A 15,526-nucleotide genomic window follows, 5' to 3' on the forward strand; every position below is an offset into this window, starting at 1 on the left:
GGGGTGACGGACGACCGACAGGACTTCGGGGTGCTGCTGTCGCTGGCGAGCGTGACGTTCGCCCAGGAGCTGCGGGACCACATGCACGACGCCGGGTTCATCGGCTTCACCACCCGGACCGGGTTCGTGCTGCGGCTGCTGCTCACCGAGCCGCTCAGCCTGCGTGGCCTGGCGGACCGGCTGCACATGACCCCGCAGGCCACGCTCAAGCTGGTGGACGGGATGGCGCTGGCCGGCTTCGTGGACCGGGCCACGTCGATGCGGGACCGACGACTGCGGATGGTCCAGGTCAACGACCGCGGCCGCGCCGCGCTCGACGCCGCGAAGGGGTTCCACCAGAAGTTCGAGCTGGACCTGGCCGCCGACGTGGGCGAGGCGGCCGCCGCCGACGTACGCCGGGCGCTGGAGCTGCTGGCCAACCGGACGCCGGTCAGCGTGCCCGGCGGCCGGCGCAGCGCCCGCCGCCGCTGAGCGTCGACCCGCCATCGCACCTCCCGCGCTCCTCCGCGGTCGTCGGCGGCCGCGGTGAGCGACACCGTAAACCTAGGTTTACTAACTGTCGAGCAGTTCGCCGGGGCCGTCCGGGGTTGTCTGGACGTCGCCGTGGCGGGTGGGTGGCGGGGTGGGCGACGGGATGGGCGACGGGATGGGCGACGGGGTGAAACGCGGGAAGTGCCCCCCGATTTGGCACTCCATGGCGGGATGGGTAATGTTCTGTTCACCGACGCGGGGTGGAGCAGCTCGGTAGCTCGCTGGGCTCATAACCCAGAGGTCGCAGGTTCAAATCCTGCCCCCGCTACAAAGTGAAGTAGCAGATCAGAGGCGGTTCCCGACAGAGTTCGGGAACCGCCTCTGATTCGTTTTCGGGTCACGATGCCGACCGGTCGTCCGCAGCTGTTGCCGCCCGGCGGCCATCGGATGGCCGGCCCGCCGCACCGATGGGATCTCCCCGGGGAGGGCGGCTCATCGCGCGGTTGTAGATTGCTCCGGATTCTGGGGCAACGGGCAAGGGACGGACGATGGATCAGGACTGGGAGCTGCGCAGCCCCGAGGTGTCGCGGGAGCAGGCGTCGGCGATCGCGGCCGGGGTCTTCGGTGTCGGGGGCGAGCTGTCGCCGCTCGGCAGTCAGCAGGACCGCAACTTCCGGCTGGTCGACGGCGAGGGCGGCTCCTGGCTGCTGAAGATCAGCAACCCGGTCTTCACCGCGGACGAGATCGACGCGCAGAACGCGGTGATGCAGCGGCTGGCGGGCCGCGGGGTCGGCGTCCCGGAGCCGGTGCCGGCCCTCGACGGGGCCCTGCGCTCGACGGTGGACATCGACGGGGTGCCGCACCCGGTCCGCCTGCTCACCTGGGTCGCCGGGCGACCGCTGATCGACCACCCGGGCCTGGACGACGAGCTCCTCGCGGCGGTCGGCGCGCTGGCGGGCGACGTGAGCGTCGCGCTGGCCGGGTTCGCCCACCCAGGGCTCGACCGCGAGCTGCAGTGGGACCTGCGCCGCGCCGCCTCCGTGGTCGGCACGCTGATCGACCACGTCACCGACGCGGGTGAGCGCGAGCGGCTGCGCGACGCGGTCGCCGCCGCCGCGGCCGTCGTCGACGCGCTGGCGCCCCGGCTGCCGGAGCAGGCGGTGCACGGCGACCTGACCGACGACAACCTCCTCGTCGACGATGCCGGCCACCTCGCCGGCATCATCGACTTCGGCGACGTCTCCACGGGATGGCGGATCGCCGAGCTCGTGGTGGCGTGCAGCTTCGTGCTCCACCACGAGCCCTCGAGGCCGCTGGCCGTCCTGCCGCTGATCGCGGCGTTCGACGCCCACGCGCGCCTGAGCGACGACGAGATCGAGGCGATCTGGCCGCTCCTGGTGCTGCGCGGCGCAACCCTGGTCGTCAGCGGCCGTCACCAGGTGGCGATCGATCCGGGCAACGACTACGCGCGCGCCGCCCTCGGGCGGGAGTGGGCGATGTTCGAGGCCGCGGCCGACGCCGATCGCGAGGTGATGACCGGGGCGATCCGGGCCGCGATCCGGGGCGAGGGCGCGCCCGAGGGCTGGCGCGACGCGCGCCCCCTGCTGGTCGACGGGGGCCGGTCGGTCGTCGAGGTGCCGCTCGGCTACGACAGCCGGGCCCTGCTGGACGGCGCCTGGCTCGGTGACGCCGATGCGGTCGAGGCCGCCCTGGCGCTGCAGGTGGCCGGTGACGCGGTCGCGGTGACGCGCTTCGCCGAGCCGCGACTGACCCGTGCGGGCGGACCGTCGGCGTCGGAGCCGTGCAACGTGCCGCTCTTCGTGCAGGTGAGCTCCGCCGACCCGATCGACGTGGTGGCCCCGGTCGCCGGCGAGGTCGCCGTCGACGGGTCGACGGTGGTGCTGCGCTCCGGCGGGCTCGCCCTCGTCCTGGACGGGCCGCTCCGCGCGCCCGCCGCCACGGGGGAGGTCCGCGCCGGCGACCCCGTCGCGACGTTCGACGGCCCGATCCGGGTCTGGCACGTGCGCGCGGACCGCGCCGCGGCCCCCGGCCGGCCCACCGCGTTCGTCCGGCCGAGCGAGGTCGCCGGATGGCGCACCCTCTACCTCGACCCCGCACCGCTGCTGCGTCACCCGGGCGAGCGCCCCACCTCCGAGACCGGGGCGTCGGTGCTCGGGCGGCGCACCGCGGCGTACGCGCCGCTGCAGGGGCACTACTACGCACGACCGCCCCAGATCGAGCGCGGCTGGCGCGAGTACCTGATCGACACCGACGGACGCCACTACCTCGACATGGTCAACAACGTCGCCGCGGTCGGCCACGGCCACCCGCGGCTGGCCGCGGCGGTCGCCGACCAGTGGCGGATGCTCAACACCAACTCGCGGTTCCACTACCGGTCGGTGGTCGAGCTCTCCGAGCGGCTGATCGCCACCGTCCCGGCCCCGTTGGAGACCGTCCTGCTGGTCAACAGCGGCAGTGAGGCCGTCGACCTGGCGCTGCGGCTCGCCCTCGCCCACACCGGGCGCACCCACGTCGCGTGCGTCGGCGAGTCCTACCACGGCTGGACCCTCGCCTCCGACGCCGTCTCCACCAGCACCTCCGACAACCCGCTGGCCGAGGAGACCCGCCCCGACTGGGTCCGGGTGCTGGACACGCCCAACGCCTACCGCGGCACCCACCGCGGCCCCGGTGCGGGGGCGCTCTACACCCGCGACGCGGTGGCGCGGATCCGGCGGTGGGCCGCCGACGGCGACCGCCTCGCCGCCTTCATCGCCGAGCCCCGCAACGGCAACGCCGGCGCCATCGAGGTGCCCGAGGGCTACCTCGCAGCCGTGTACGACGAGGTCCGCGCGCAGGGCGGGCTCTGCATCGCCGACGAGGTGCAGGTCGGCTACGGCCGCCAGGGCGACGTCTTCTGGGGCTACCAGCAGCACCCCGGCGTCGTACCGGACATCCTCACGGCGGCGAAGGCGATGGGCAACGGACACCCGCTCGGCGCGGTGATCACCCGCGCCGACATCGCGCAGTCGCTCGCCGAGCAGGGCGCCTTCTTCTCCTCGGCCGGCGGCAGCACGCTCAGCGCCCGGCTGGGCACGACCGTGCTCGACATCATCAGGGACGAGGGCCTGCAGGAGCACGCGCGCGCGATGGGGGAGCGGCTCGTGGCCGGGTTCGCCGAGCTGGCGCAGCGCCACCCGCTGATCGGCGCGGTGCACGGGCGCGGCCTCTACCTCGGGCTCGAGCTGGTCCGGGATCGGGAGACCCTGGAGCCCGCGGCGGCGGAGACCCGCGAGCTCTGCGACCGGATGCTGCGCCGCGGCGTGATCATCCAGCCGACCGGGGACCGCCAGAACGTCCTCAAGGTGAAGCCGCCGATGTGCATCAGCGCCGAGAGCGTCGACTACTTCCTGGCGGCGCTCGACGCGGTGCTCGGCGAGGGCCTCTAGCCGGTCGGGCACGCACGCAGGCACGTCCTCGGCCGGTGGTGTCCCGCGGCTGCGTGCAGCTGGCCAGGGTCGCTGCGCGACTGGGTCCGATGTTGTAGACAGGCCACGACCCGAGCACGGCAACGAGCACGGCAGGGAGTGATGATGGCTGAGGTGGACCTCCGGGAGGCGCTGGGGCGTCTCGATACGGCGCTGACCCGCGAGCGCCGCGAGCTGGCCGGCCGGCTGCGGCCGGGCCTGGACCCCGCCGCGGTCGCCGCCGCTCTCACGAGCATAGGAGTGTCCCCGCACCCGGACGTGGTCGCCTGGTACGCCTGGCATGACGGGGCTCAGGGGCCAGGGCGGGGCGAGCGGCACTTCCTGCGGCCAAGCGTGAACCACGTGCTCGGTGGGCTGTACCTGTTCTCGATGGAGCAGGCGCTCGCGCTCCGGGAGGATGCGATGTCGTACGAGGAGGACCTGAACGACCCGGTGCACTACCGGCCGGCGTGGTTCCCGATCATGATGTTCCCCGACGGGTGGCTCGTGTGCGTGGACACTGCGGACGCCGCCGGCGGGCTGCACGTGTGGCACATCCACGCCATGCACGACATGCGCACCCGGGTGCCGTGGATCGCCAACGCGGCCACGTTCGCGGAGGCGTTGACCCTGGCGTTGAACTCTGGCCTGACCCGGGCCGACGACTTCGCGATGCCCGAAGGGCTCCCTGCCGGTACCCGGGTCCTCGACTACTGACCGGCCTCGCGTCGACGGCAGGGTTTGGCCGCGTCCACTGCCGGTGGGGTGCGCTTCGATCGGGTCACGGGCAACGGGGCGGGGGCGAGGACGCGTCACCCTGCGGCGCCCAGCACCCGGTCGAGGAACGGGTTGGCGAAGCGGCGCTCCGGGTCCCACCGCTCGACGGCGGCGGCGAAGTCGCCCAACCGTGGGTAGGCCCGTCCGAGGTCCGCGGCGCCCATGGTGAAGATCTTCCCCCAGTGCGGCCGCGCCTCGAGCGCGATCAGGCGGGCCTCGAGGCGTGGCAGGAGTGCCGCGACCTCGCGGGACCGGCTCTGCCAGGTGAAGTGAAGCGCGAGGCTGTCGCGGGCCCCGCTCGGGCTGAGCCAGGCCGTGTCGGGCGCCACGCGGCGGATCTCGGCCGTGTGCAGCAGCGGCGCGATCTCGTCGCCGAGAGCCCGCAGCTCGGCGATCGCGTGCACGCCGTGCTCGACGTCGACGAGGTACTCGCTCTGCAGCTCGTCGCCGCGTCCGGGCCGGAACTCCGGTCGGAAGTGGGGGAGGCGCTCCGACGACGGGCCGGGTCGGTCCAGCTGCTCGGTCACGTTGTCCGGGGGCGTTCCGGGCAGCATGTGGCGTACGGACGTCGCCGCCCGGGCACCCCACTCGGTCAGGTCCGGTGCCGGCGGGTCGGCCATCCGGCGCTTGACCCACACCTGGTCGACGGTCTCGCTGTCGAAGCGGGTGAACAGGCTGACGCTGTACGCCGAGTCCGTCACCGCGCGCAGGTCGGCCAGGAGCGCGTCCCACGGCAGGTCCTCCCAGACCCGCTGGGCCACCTCGAAGGCCGGCACGCACCGCTGCGTCACCCGGTGGACGATGCCGAAGGCACCCAGCCCCACGACGACGGCGCCGAAGTCGGGGGAGTCGTCGCGGACCAGGACGGAGCGCCCGGTCGCGTCCACCAGCTCCACCGCGGACACGGTGCCGGACAGGGCGGGGTTGCCGGCGCCCGAGCCGTGCGTCCCGGTCTGGATCGCTCCGCCGACGGAGATGTGGGGGAGCGAGGCGAGGTTCGGCAGCGCGAGTCCCTGCCCGCGGAGCGCGTCCGAGAGCTGGTCGTAGGTCATGCCGGCGGCGCACGCCACCGCAGGCGCCGCCCCCGAGCGGTCGACGACGACGTGCGCCGGCAGCCGGTCGAGGCTGACCTGCACGCCGTCGGTGTCGGCGACGTCGCTGAAGGAGTGCCGGGAGCCGAGCGCCTTCACCCGGCGGTTCCGCCGGACGAGCTCCGCGAGCTCGGCCACGTCGCGCGGGTGGGCCAGGGTGGCCGAGCGGTACTCCAGGTTGCCGGCCCAGTTGCGCCGACGGGGCGCGGTGGACCCCGGGGACCGTCCGCTCCCGGTCATCGGCTCGACCTGGCGGTGGGCGAGTGCGCGATGGTGGCGCCGAGCTCGACCTGGAGGCGCGCGAGGTCGGTGCGGGTCGGCGCCCGCACCGTCGCGTCCAGGTGGGAGAGCGGCTCGTCCATGGTGAAGACCTGCCACGTGCGCCGCGCGGCCTTCCTGGCTGTGCGGCATCGGTCGCACGTGGCCGACAACAGACAAGAACACGGGCGTGGGGTGCGTGACAAGGGATCACCTCGGTGTCCGTCCAACCCGGCCCTGGGAACTCCGAGCATCTCGATGAACCGCGTCGTGCCCGTGGCTCTGTTCCTTTCGTCGGCGTGGACCATCGCCGTCGGGCCGCGCGGGCTCAGGACGTCTGGCCGTAGAAGTCGCCGTCCACGGTCTGGAGCTCGCCCCCCGTGCAGGTGGTCGAGAGCCTGCGGCTCAGGTCGAAGACGTCGTCCCAGAACCACGGTCCGAACGCCCCGCCGGCGTCGGCACTCGCGCCGAGGGTGGCCGGCTGCTCGAAGATCGCCTCGACCGCCTGATAGGGGGCCACGGTCTGGGTGCCCTGCTCCCACATGATGTAGGGGTTCCACTCCGGCGTCAGCCGGACGCCCTCGATCAGGCGGGTCAGGTTCTGGAGCGGCCAGTACTGTACGCCCTGCCCCAGCCCGAGGGGGAGGCCGCTCCTCGACGCCTCGATGAACGGCGACGTCTGGCCGCTGGAGCTCGTCTGGCACAGGTAGGCCTGGGCGTTGTTGGCTCCGCCCGCGCTGCCGGGGCGGTAGGCGCCGGCCGTCCACAGCTGATGGGCATACCCCTTCCAGATCTGTCCCCGGGTCGCCATGACGAAGACGTTGGTGGCCTTGGCGAGGTCGTCCGACCCGATCGCCCACGCGCCCTGGGAGTTCGTCGTCACGGTGTCCATCCGCCCCCAGTCCGCGACCACCGCGTCGCGGCTGATGCCGAGGCCGACCTGCTGCAGGCTGACCGCGTCCGTCACCGCCACGTCGACCGCGGCGGTGGCGTCCCGCAGCTGCTGGTCGGTGAGCAACCAGGCGTCGATGTCGGTGAACGCCGACGAGTCGGGGCCGTTGACCACCGACTGGAAGCCGGACCCGATGTCCGCGAACAGGCCGGCCGTCGAGAACAGCTGCTCCACCCCGATCTCGTCGGCGGCGAAGAGGCTGGCGACGGTGGCCCCGACGGTCGTGAAGTTGCTGAACATCCCCTGCGCCCAGGCGCCGTAGTCGGTGACGGTCACCGTCTGCTGCTGCTTGAAGTAGGCGTCCTGCACGGTCTGGGCGACCTGGGTCATCTGGGTCGTCATCGCGGCGGACGAGGACGAGATCTCCGACTCGAGCGTGTCGAAGAGGGTCCCCGTGGCCGTCAGGTCGGCCCGCTCGCTCATCAGCTGCGCCTGGGCCTGGGAGAAGTCCGCGGCGTCGAAGACCGTGTTGCCCTGGGGGAAGAGCGTCGTGTACGACAGCGCGCTGATGTCGTTCAGGGTGAGGTCCAGGTTGTCGACGTAGTCGCTGCGCAGCGACAGCGAGACCTGGCGGACCACGGTCGGGGTCGGTGTTCCCGTCACCTCGCTGGCGCCGCTGACGTCCGTCGTGCAGTCCTGTCCCGGCCACAGCTGCGCGCCCGGGACGACCTCGTTGTCCGTGCCGGGGAGCAGCGTGCACTGGGCCAGCCAGGCGAGTGCCGTCTGCGCCCCCGACGGGGTGGCCCCGGCGGTCGGGGTCAGCGGCCACGTCACCGGGGCCTGGTACAGCACCGGGTTGAACTGGGAGGTGTAGGTGGCGGAGGGGTCGGCCCGGCTGGGCAGGAAGCGACCGTCCACGCCGCGACGCAGCTCGCCGGTGAGGTTGCCGTCCGTCACCGGCAGGGGTGTCGTGCCACCCTCCCCGACCCGCACCGGAACGCCGTAGGCCACGACCGAGCTGCTCTCCGAGCCCTGTCCGCCCGACCCGATGAACGAGTACGTGGCGTTGTCGTTGACCGCCCGGGCCAGGAGGTCGGGCTGACCCCCCAGGGCGCGGATGGCTGGCAGCACCGAGCTCGTGAAGCTGGTCGCGTCGGGCTCCTGCTCGAAGCCGCTCATCCGGCCCAGGGAGACGAGCACGACGCCGTCGCCGGCCGTGGCCGCGTCGGAGAGCGCCGTACCGAGCGCGGTCCAGTTGATCCCCTCGTCGGAGCTCCGTGGTGCGTACGTCGCCGTCGACAACGGCTCGAGGGTGAGGGAGTTGAACGTCACCAGACCGAGGCCGCCGCCGCTGGTGTCGAAGACGCCGAGGTCGGTGGGGGTGAACGTCCCCGTCGTCGCGTCGTACCTCGCGATCTCCGCGGTGACGGAGGTGGCGGTGGTGGACCTCGTCTCGAACTGGACGACGTCGGGGAAGGTGAACACGCGCTGCTCGGCCTCCAGGGACGTGCTGCCCGACGGGTAGTAGGCGGAGTCCTTGATGTAGCCGTCGAGGCTGCCGGGCCGGCCGCCGTCGATCGTCGCCCCGAAGTTGTTCCAGGCGTTGCCGGTCGTCATCCCCGGGATGCCGATGATCGAGAACGGCGCGGAGACCGACTGCACCGACGAGGCGTACGCCGGCAGGCCGATGAGCGAGATCGCCTTGTTGAAGTTGGCCATGTCGGTGACCTCGCTCGAGCCGAGCGTCAGGATCGCCATCTTGCCCGTGTCCGGGACGGTCGTGTTCCCGTTCGTCACGACGAGCTTGGCGAGCGCGGCGTACAGCCCGACCAGGTTCCCCGGGTCGTACGGCGCGTTCGACTCGACCGCCAGCGTGTCCCGGTCCAGGACCAGCAGCTGCACCTGGTCGTCGCTGGTGGTGGCTTGGAATCCGCACGGGAGGGTGGTGGTCTCCGGGCACAGCCACGACGAGTCGAGCTGCACCCCGGGAACCTTCGCGCCGGTCGCGGAGTCCGTGGCCTCCGCGAGGGTGCTGACCTGGGCCAGCGGCAGGGCGTCGACCGTCACCTGCGCGGTGTCGCTGGCCGTGGCGCCGTTGCGGGCCGTGGCCGTGACGGTGACCCGGTAGACCCCGGGCAGGTCCGGGCGCAGCTGCGGGCGCAGCGTGTCGGTCCCGGTGAGCTCCGCCGCGCTGCCCGTCGGGCCGGAGACCTCCCATCGATAGGTGACCGAGCGTCGCCGTGCCCCGATCGCGCGGACGGACGCCCGGGCGTCGAACGCCACGCTCGCGTGCACGTGGGCACGTTGGTCCGGGCCGGCCTCCGGCAGTGGCAGCTTCCCCGGCCACGTCAGCCGGCGACGGATCACCGTGGTCCGCCCGTCCCGCGTGGCGGCCCGGACGGTCACGGTGTTCGTCCCGTGGCGCACGCCGGAGCCCGCGGACAGGCGCACCAGGGTCGCCTCGCCGTCGACGCGGAGGTGGTCGCTGGGGACAGCCGTTCTGCCGATGCTGACGTCGACGGTGATCGGGTCCGTCGTCCGGTGCCGTACGACGACGGCTGCGGCGTCCGGCCAGCCGCTCGCGTCGAGCTCGACCAGCGGGGTCGGGCTGTCGACGACCCGGACGAAGTGGGCGACGGCGAAGGACCGTCGTTCGCCTCGTGCGACGCGCACGACCAGGGTGTTCTCGCCGATCCGGACACCGTCATCGACCGTCAGGACCGCCCTCGCAGCGCGGTGGCGCCCCTTCGCGAACCGCGCCGTCACGTCGTGGCCGTTCAGTCGGGCGGCGTCGATGCTCGCGCCCCTCGCGAGCCGGACCGCGACGGGCCAGGACGTGCGGAAGCCGACCGCGTCGGGCGCGGGCCAGACCACGCGGCCGAGCATCTCGACGGTGCCGTCGACGGTGCCGTCGTCGGTGCCGTCGTCGCCGGAAGGTGTCGGCGGCGCACCATCGCCCGAGACGCAGTTCTGAGTGGGGTCGACGTAGACGACGAAGTTCCCGACCCCGTAGCTGTCCCAGGGATCCACCGACGGCGCGCCGGTCGCCTCGCAGGTGCTGGCTGCGGCGAAGCTTCCCCCACCGCCGCCGCCGGCACCGCCCGCGCCGACCGTCTGGATGTACTTGCCCGCGCCGCCCCCGCCGAACCCTCCGCCGCCCCCGCCCCCGCAGGCCTCGTTGACGGACTCGGACAGGTCGAAGGCGCACTCGAGCGGGTTCGTGTCGGCCCGGTGGGCCCCACCGCCACCCATCCCCGGCGTCTGCACCGGCACCTGCTGCCAGGCGTTGCTCCCGTCGCCGTACTGCAGCCCGGGGACGACCGGCTCGCCGTAGAGGCCGGTCGTCGAGATCGTCTGCCCGGTGTCGCCGAACCCGCCGAACCCGCCGACACCGTCGGCGCCGTCGCACCACCCGTCGCCGCACCCGCCGGACCCTCCGGCTCCGGCGCCGTCGGTGTTGCCGCCCTGGCCGCCCTCGCTGCCTCCGCCGCCGCTCTCGCCCTGCGCGGACGCCTGCGCGAGGAACGGCGCTCGCGCCGGATAGCCGCCATCGCCGCCACCGTGCCCGTCGTACCCGGTGGAGCCGCCGCCGCCGCCCCCTCCGCCGCCGCCGACGGCGACGATGTCCCACAGCGGGGGAGCCTGCGCCGGCGACGAGACCACCGGTGGCGACGCCGTGACGACCGAGCCACCCCCTCCGTAGCCGCCGATGGAATGGTCGCCGTCACCTCGCTGACCCGACGACCCGAGGTAGACGTTCATCGCGTCGGTGCCGAAGGTCGACAGGTAGGTCTCCGGGCTGGTCGCGGTCTGCGCCCAGCCGCCCTTGCCGCCGCTTCCGCCGTCCGGGACGCAGCCGGAGCACTTCGTCCCGTTCGACCCGGTCGCGCCCCACACGGTGACCCACATCACCGGGTCGGCCACGCTCACCGAGCCACCGGCGGCCTCGACCGCGGACAGGAGCGAGGCGGTCGTGACCAGCATCCGGCCCACCCCCGGCTCCTGGAGCGAACAGGCGTAGAGGCCGCCGTCCGGCGCGCAGACGAGCGGCGCGGCGGGCACGGTGGGGTCGGTGGGGTCGGTCGCCGCTCGGCTGCTCGCCGTCGCAGCCGAGGGATCGGCGGCCGCCGGGACCGGCGACGCCATCGGGACCGTCAGTGCCAGGGCGGCGCCGGCTGCGACGCCGTACCTCCGCCACGTCGAGCGCACGCTGTGGGTTCGGGGCCGCGTCGTCATGTCGGCCTCCCGGCCGGATCGATGAGAGAGGCGTGGGCACCACGGCCCCTCGTACGACGTTAGTCACAGGCCACCGTGGAGTCCACACCGGTGCGGGGTGGAATGCCGGGGGTGACCCCGTGACCGTCGGGTCAGCGAGCGGCCGCCCACTCGTCCGCGAGGACGGCGTAGGACAGCGAGTCCAGCCAGCGGCCCGAGCGGTGCAGGTCGGCGCGGACGGTGTGCGCCTCGCGGCGCATCCCGACCCGCTCCATGAGCCGCCAGGACGGCTCGTTGTCGAGGAAGCACTGGGCCACGACCCGCCGCACCCCGAGCTCCTCGAAGCAGTAGCGCAGCAGCTCGCGGACGGCCTCGGTGGCGTAGCCGCGTCCGGCGTGCGAGGGGTCGAGCACCCAGCCCAGCTCGGCCTGCGTGCCCCGGGCCCGGTCGACCACCTCCGCCTGGGCCCAGGCGTCCTCGGGACGCAGCAGGAAGTCGCCGACCACCCGGCCCGCGAGGTCGGGGTCGGGGTCCCGCAACTCGGCGACGACCGTCACGGCCAGCCGATCGGGGTCGGCGAAGTGCGCGCCGTACTCGTCGGGGTCGTCGGGGTGGGCCGTGATCCACTCGCCGACCTCGGCGAGGCGCCGGTACCGCCAGGTGTCCGCGGCGTCCCCCGCGGTGGCGGCGCGCAGCAGGAGCCGTTCGGTGGTCAGGGGGCGGCGAAGCGTCGACGGCTGGCTGGGCACGACGCCCATCCTCCCAGCGTGGAACGGGGCGACCGAGACGGGCCGCGGCCGCGCCGGCTGTGGGCGCCGGCTACGGGCGCCGGCTACGGGCGCCGCCGCAGGAGCGCGACCGCCAGCACCGCCATCCACAGCAGCCAGGCGCCGATCCCGGCACGCTCGAGCAGCCCCATCCACGGCGTCGGGTCCCCGGCCTCGATCCGGTCGACCTGGGCGCTGAGCATCCCGAACGTTCCCGCCCAGGCCACGGTCAGCGCCGAGTACGCCCGGAACACCCAGCCGAAGGCGAACGCGGCGGCGACCACCTCCGCGAGCACCAGTACGCCGGTGGCGCCGGCGAGCCACAGGTGCAGCGTGTCCGCCGAGGTCGCCCCGCCCGCGGCGATCACCTCCCGCCGCGACATCGGGCCGAACGCCCACAGCACGCTGAGCACGCCGTGGCCCGTCACGATCGCGCCCGCCACGCGCAGCGAGCGCCGCCGACCGGCGGCCCGCCAGATGCCGACGCCGAACGCCGTCTGCAGCGCGCTCAGGGCCAGCCCGGTGACGGTGAGCAGCGTGTGGGTCGGGGCGCCGGTGGCGGAGAGCTCGCTGACCGCCTGCGAGGTCCGGTCGTAGCCGTCGTACAGCGTGGCCGCGACCGGGTCGTTGAGGACCGGGTAGAGCCCGGCGTACGCGATCCCGCAGGCCAGCAGGACCCGGGTGGCGAGGTTGCCCGCGGGCCCGTCGCCCGTGGCCGAGAGCCGGTGGCCCGTGGCAGAGAGCCGGTGGCGCGCCCGTCCCGGCGCGGCGGATCGCGTGGTGGTGGGCATCTCGCCTCCCGAGGTCCCGTTGCCATCTCCAGCGTCGGGCCTCCACGGAGCGGACGGCCAGGGTCCCAGGCCTCGGCCGGCGGGCCGTTGCGCCCGCGACCTGACGGACTCAGGGGCCCCCAGGGACCCTCAGCGGCCCGGTGGCGGCGGGCTGTACGGCACCTCGCCGCGGAGGTCGCCGAGGCCCCGCGCGACCAGCAGTCGGCCGCCCGTGAGCCGGGACCACCTCCCGTCGGCCCAGGTGCGCAGCGCGCGGGGGTCGAGGGCGACGTCGACGTCGCGGCGCTCGCCGGCGTCGAGGTCGACGGTCGTCCAGCCGACCAGCCGGACCGGCTGGTCGTCGGCGTCCGCCGGGTCCGGCTGGAGGTAGACCTGCACCACCTCGCGCGAGGCCCGCGGCGAGGTGTTCGTCAGGTCGACCGAGAGCAGCCCGTCGTCGAGCGTCACCTCGCCGTACTCCCAGGAGCCGTAGCCGAGACCGTGCCCGAACCAGTACGCCGGCGCGGGCGCCCGCCGGGCGGCGTACCCGCGGTAGCCCACGAAGACGCCCTCGTCGTAGACGAGCCGCCCGTCGGTCGGCACCACCTCCCACGCCGGTGCCGCGCCGTCGGCGGCCGGGAACGAGGTGACCAGCCGCCCGGCCGGCTCGATGGCGCCGAGCAGCGCCGCGGCCACGGCATGCCCGCCCTCCTGCCCGGGCAGCCCGGCCCAGAGGATCGCGTCGACCTCGTCGCGCCACGGCATCAGCACCGGGGTGGCCGCGTTGACCACCACCACGGTGCGGGCGGCCGCGGCGGCGACGGCCGCGACCAGCTCGTCCTGGCGGCCGGGCAGCGCCAGCGTCGACTTGTCGGCCACCTCGGTCTCCTGCTCCTCGGTGAGCCCGACGACCACGACGGCGACGTCCGCCTCCCGGGCCGCGGCCACCGCGGCGGCGATCGCGTCGTCGTCGGTGGGCGGCGTGGGCTCCGCGACCAGGCCGACCGCCACCATCTCGCGGCCGGTCAGCTCGGCGACCAGCTCGGCCGGCTCGGGCAGCACCACGTCGGTCTGCCAACCCGGCGGCCGCAGCACGTCGGCGCCGACGTCGTCCGAGACCGCGTCGAGGGTCACCTCGAACGAGGCGTCGCCGGCGGTGATCCGCGCGTGGGCCACCCCCAGCACGCCGATCCGCAGGCGCCCGGCGGGCAGCGGGGCGGACAGCTCGACCCGGGCGACCGGCTCGGCCAGCGCCTCGCCGTGCATCCCGATGATCGTCCTCGCCTCCTCCGAGTGGCGGTCGTCGAGCAGCGTTCCGGAGGCGCCGTACAGGCGGACCCGCATCCCGTCGCGGCCCGGTCGCGGGCGGCTCCGGACGTCGACGCCGTCGACCACCGCGACGCGGTCGGTGGCACCGGTGAGGCCCTCGGCGATGCTGACCTGGTGCGGTGCGCGGACCGACGCCGAGCCGCCGCCCATGCAGGTGGTCTCCAGCGCCGGGCGCCCGATCAGCGCGATCCGGACGTCTCGCGCGAGGGGCAGCGTGCCGTCGTTGGCGAGCACCGTCATGCCGTCGGCGGCGAGCCGGGTCAGCTGCTCGCGACGCTCCGGTCCGCCGGGGTGGGGCACGTCCTCGCGCCAGGTCCGCGGCTCGTCGAGGGCGCCGACCCGGCCGGCGAGCCGCAACAGCCGGCGCAGGTGGTCGTCGACCACGGACTCCGCGACCTCGCCGGCCTCGACGGCGGCGACCAGGGCAGGACCCCAGGGGCCGGTCGGGCCGGGCATCACCAGGTCGAGGCCGCCGTTCGCGGCCGGCGCGGCCGACGTCGTGGCGAACCAGTCCGACATCACCAGGCCGGTCCAGCCCCACTCGCCCTTGAGGATCCGGTTGACCACGTCGTCCTGCTCGGTCGCGGGCACGCCGTTGACGTCGTTGTAGGCGGCCATCACCGACCACGGGTCGGCGTCCTGCACCGCGATCTCGAAGGGGAGCAGGTACACCTCCCGCAGCGTCCGCTCGTCCACGACGCTGTCCACGGAGGTCCGGTCGGTCTCGGACTCGTTGGCGACCAGGTGCTTCACGCACGCCCCGACGCCCCGCTCCTGCAGCCCGGCGACGTACGCCGCCGCGAGCACGCCGGTGAGCAGCGGGTCCTCGGAGTAGGCCTCGAAGAGGCGGCCGCCGAGCGGGCTGCGGTGCAGGTTGACCGTGGGGCCGAGCACCACGTGGATGCGCTGGCGCTCGGCCTCCTCGGCGAGCAGGCGACCGACCTCGGCGGCGGTCTCGCGGCGCCAGGAGGAGGCCAGCAGGGTCGCGTTCGGGAAGAGGCAGGTCAGCGGGCCGCCGGTGAACTCGAGCCCGCGGACGCCGGTCGGGCCGTCGGAGAACGCCATCGGCGCCAGCCCGACCGCCTCCTCCCCGCGGAGCGTGAACATGCTCGCCCCGGTCAGCAGCCGGACCTTGCGCTCCAGTGGCAGCCGCGCCACCCGTTCGGAGAGGTCGTCGTCGCTCAGCTCGCCCATGGCCCCACCGTGCCACCCCGTGGTTGGTCGGTGGTCGCGCGCGGTCGCGGGTCCGCTCGGACGCGGGCGGCCCGCGCCACCGCCGGGCGCCGACCACCATGGGGGAGAGGTGCAGAGGAAGGGCCTGCCGCCGGAGGGAGAACCCCGTCCCGCACTACCGGGAGCACGTGTTGTGGGTCTGGGGGCTTCGACGGCGTCGGGAAATCCCCTACGCCGAGGTCGTGCGCCTGAACGGCGTGATCGACCCGATCACGCCGTTCCTGATCGTGCACGGGGAGAGCGACCGGCAGATTGCGGT

The 15,526-nt window shown here is 74.1% G+C and carries 9 protein-coding genes and 1 tRNA gene; 4 read left to right on the top strand and 6 right to left on the bottom strand.

The annotated features are described in order from the left end of the window. Positions 1–3: 3 nt before the first annotated feature. The 4 genes from E8D34_RS18025 to E8D34_RS18040 all read left to right on the top strand — a co-directional run bounded on the left by E8D34_RS18025 (position 4) and on the right by E8D34_RS18040 (position 4,652). Complete coding sequence (locus E8D34_RS18025) at positions 4–471, top strand: MarR family transcriptional regulator (RefSeq protein WP_136596054.1); 468 nt, start codon at positions 4–6, stop codon at positions 469–471. A gap of 254 nt (positions 472–725) precedes the next feature. Continuing rightward, positions 726–799, top strand: a tRNA-Met gene (locus tag E8D34_RS18030). 220 nt (positions 800–1,019) lie between these two features. Beyond that, positions 1,020–3,917 (top strand): aminotransferase, encoded by a 2,898-nt coding sequence (locus E8D34_RS18035; RefSeq protein WP_136596055.1) that lies wholly within the window; start codon positions 1,020–1,022, stop codon positions 3,915–3,917. 144 nt (positions 3,918–4,061) lie between these two features. Then, positions 4,062–4,652 (top strand): SMI1/KNR4 family protein, encoded by a 591-nt coding sequence (locus E8D34_RS18040; RefSeq protein WP_168929514.1) that lies wholly within the window; start codon positions 4,062–4,064, stop codon positions 4,650–4,652. A gap of 95 nt (positions 4,653–4,747) precedes the next feature. On the opposite strand, the gene E8D34_RS18045 is transcribed toward E8D34_RS18040, so the two are convergent. The 6 genes from E8D34_RS18045 to E8D34_RS18070 form a co-directional block, all read right to left on the bottom strand. Next, positions 4,748–6,043, bottom strand: a complete 1,296-nt coding sequence (locus E8D34_RS18045) for a D-arabinono-1,4-lactone oxidase (protein WP_136596057.1) — start codon at positions 6,041–6,043, stop codon at positions 4,748–4,750. Continuing rightward, positions 6,040–6,165: a hypothetical protein gene (locus E8D34_RS21595; protein ID WP_276606606.1), complete on the bottom strand. Its 126-nt coding sequence runs from the start codon at positions 6,163–6,165 to the stop codon at positions 6,040–6,042. The genes E8D34_RS18045 and E8D34_RS21595 overlap by 4 nt, the downstream gene beginning before the upstream one ends. 224 nt (positions 6,166–6,389) lie before the next feature. After that, positions 6,390–11,189 (bottom strand): hypothetical protein, encoded by a 4,800-nt coding sequence (locus E8D34_RS18050; protein ID WP_168929515.1) that lies wholly within the window; start codon positions 11,187–11,189, stop codon positions 6,390–6,392. Positions 11,190–11,320: 131 nt separating this feature from the next. Then, on the bottom strand, positions 11,321–11,926 hold the full coding sequence (locus E8D34_RS18060) for a GNAT family protein (RefSeq protein WP_136596060.1): 606 nt from the start codon (positions 11,924–11,926) through the stop codon (positions 11,321–11,323). Positions 11,927–12,000: 74 nt separating this feature from the next. Next, entirely contained in the window at positions 12,001–12,726 is a 726-nt protein-coding gene (locus tag E8D34_RS18065; RefSeq protein WP_136596061.1) for a DUF998 domain-containing protein, read from the bottom strand. Positions 12,727–12,855: 129 nt separating this feature from the next. Next, positions 12,856–15,228 carry a glycoside hydrolase family 3 C-terminal domain-containing protein gene (locus tag E8D34_RS18070; protein ID WP_136596062.1) on the bottom strand — a complete coding sequence of 791 codons (2,373 nt, stop codon included), beginning with the start codon at positions 15,226–15,228 and terminating at the stop codon, positions 12,856–12,858. Between the last annotated feature and the right edge of the window lie 298 nt (positions 15,229–15,526).

It is taken from the genome of Nocardioides sp. GY 10113, from assembly GCF_004919105.1.
GTDB lineage: Bacteria > Actinomycetota > Actinomycetes > Propionibacteriales > Nocardioidaceae > Nocardioides.

Excerpts from the sequence above, each read along its gene's own strand:
- E8D34_RS18035 (WP_136596055.1), top strand. The coding sequence starts at position 1,020 with ATGGATCAGGACTGGGAGCTGCGCAGCCCCGAGGTGTCGCGGGAGCAG.
- E8D34_RS18040 (WP_168929514.1), top strand. The coding sequence starts at position 4,062 with ATGGCTGAGGTGGACCTCCGGGAGGCGCTGGGGCGTCTCGATACGGCG.
- E8D34_RS18045 (WP_136596057.1), bottom strand. The coding sequence starts at position 6,043 with ATGACCGGGAGCGGACGGTCCCCGGGGTCCACCGCGCCCCGTCGGCGC.
- E8D34_RS21595 (WP_276606606.1), bottom strand. The coding sequence starts at position 6,165 with ATGGACGAGCCGCTCTCCCACCTGGACGCGACGGTGCGGGCGCCGACC.
- E8D34_RS18050 (WP_168929515.1), bottom strand. The coding sequence starts at position 11,189 with ATGACGACGCGGCCCCGAACCCACAGCGTGCGCTCGACGTGGCGGAGG.
- E8D34_RS18060 (WP_136596060.1), bottom strand. The coding sequence starts at position 11,926 with ATGGGCGTCGTGCCCAGCCAGCCGTCGACGCTTCGCCGCCCCCTGACC.
- E8D34_RS18065 (WP_136596061.1), bottom strand. The coding sequence starts at position 12,726 with ATGCCCACCACCACGCGATCCGCCGCGCCGGGACGGGCGCGCCACCGG.
- E8D34_RS18070 (WP_136596062.1), bottom strand. The coding sequence starts at position 15,228 with ATGGGCGAGCTGAGCGACGACGACCTCTCCGAACGGGTGGCGCGGCTG.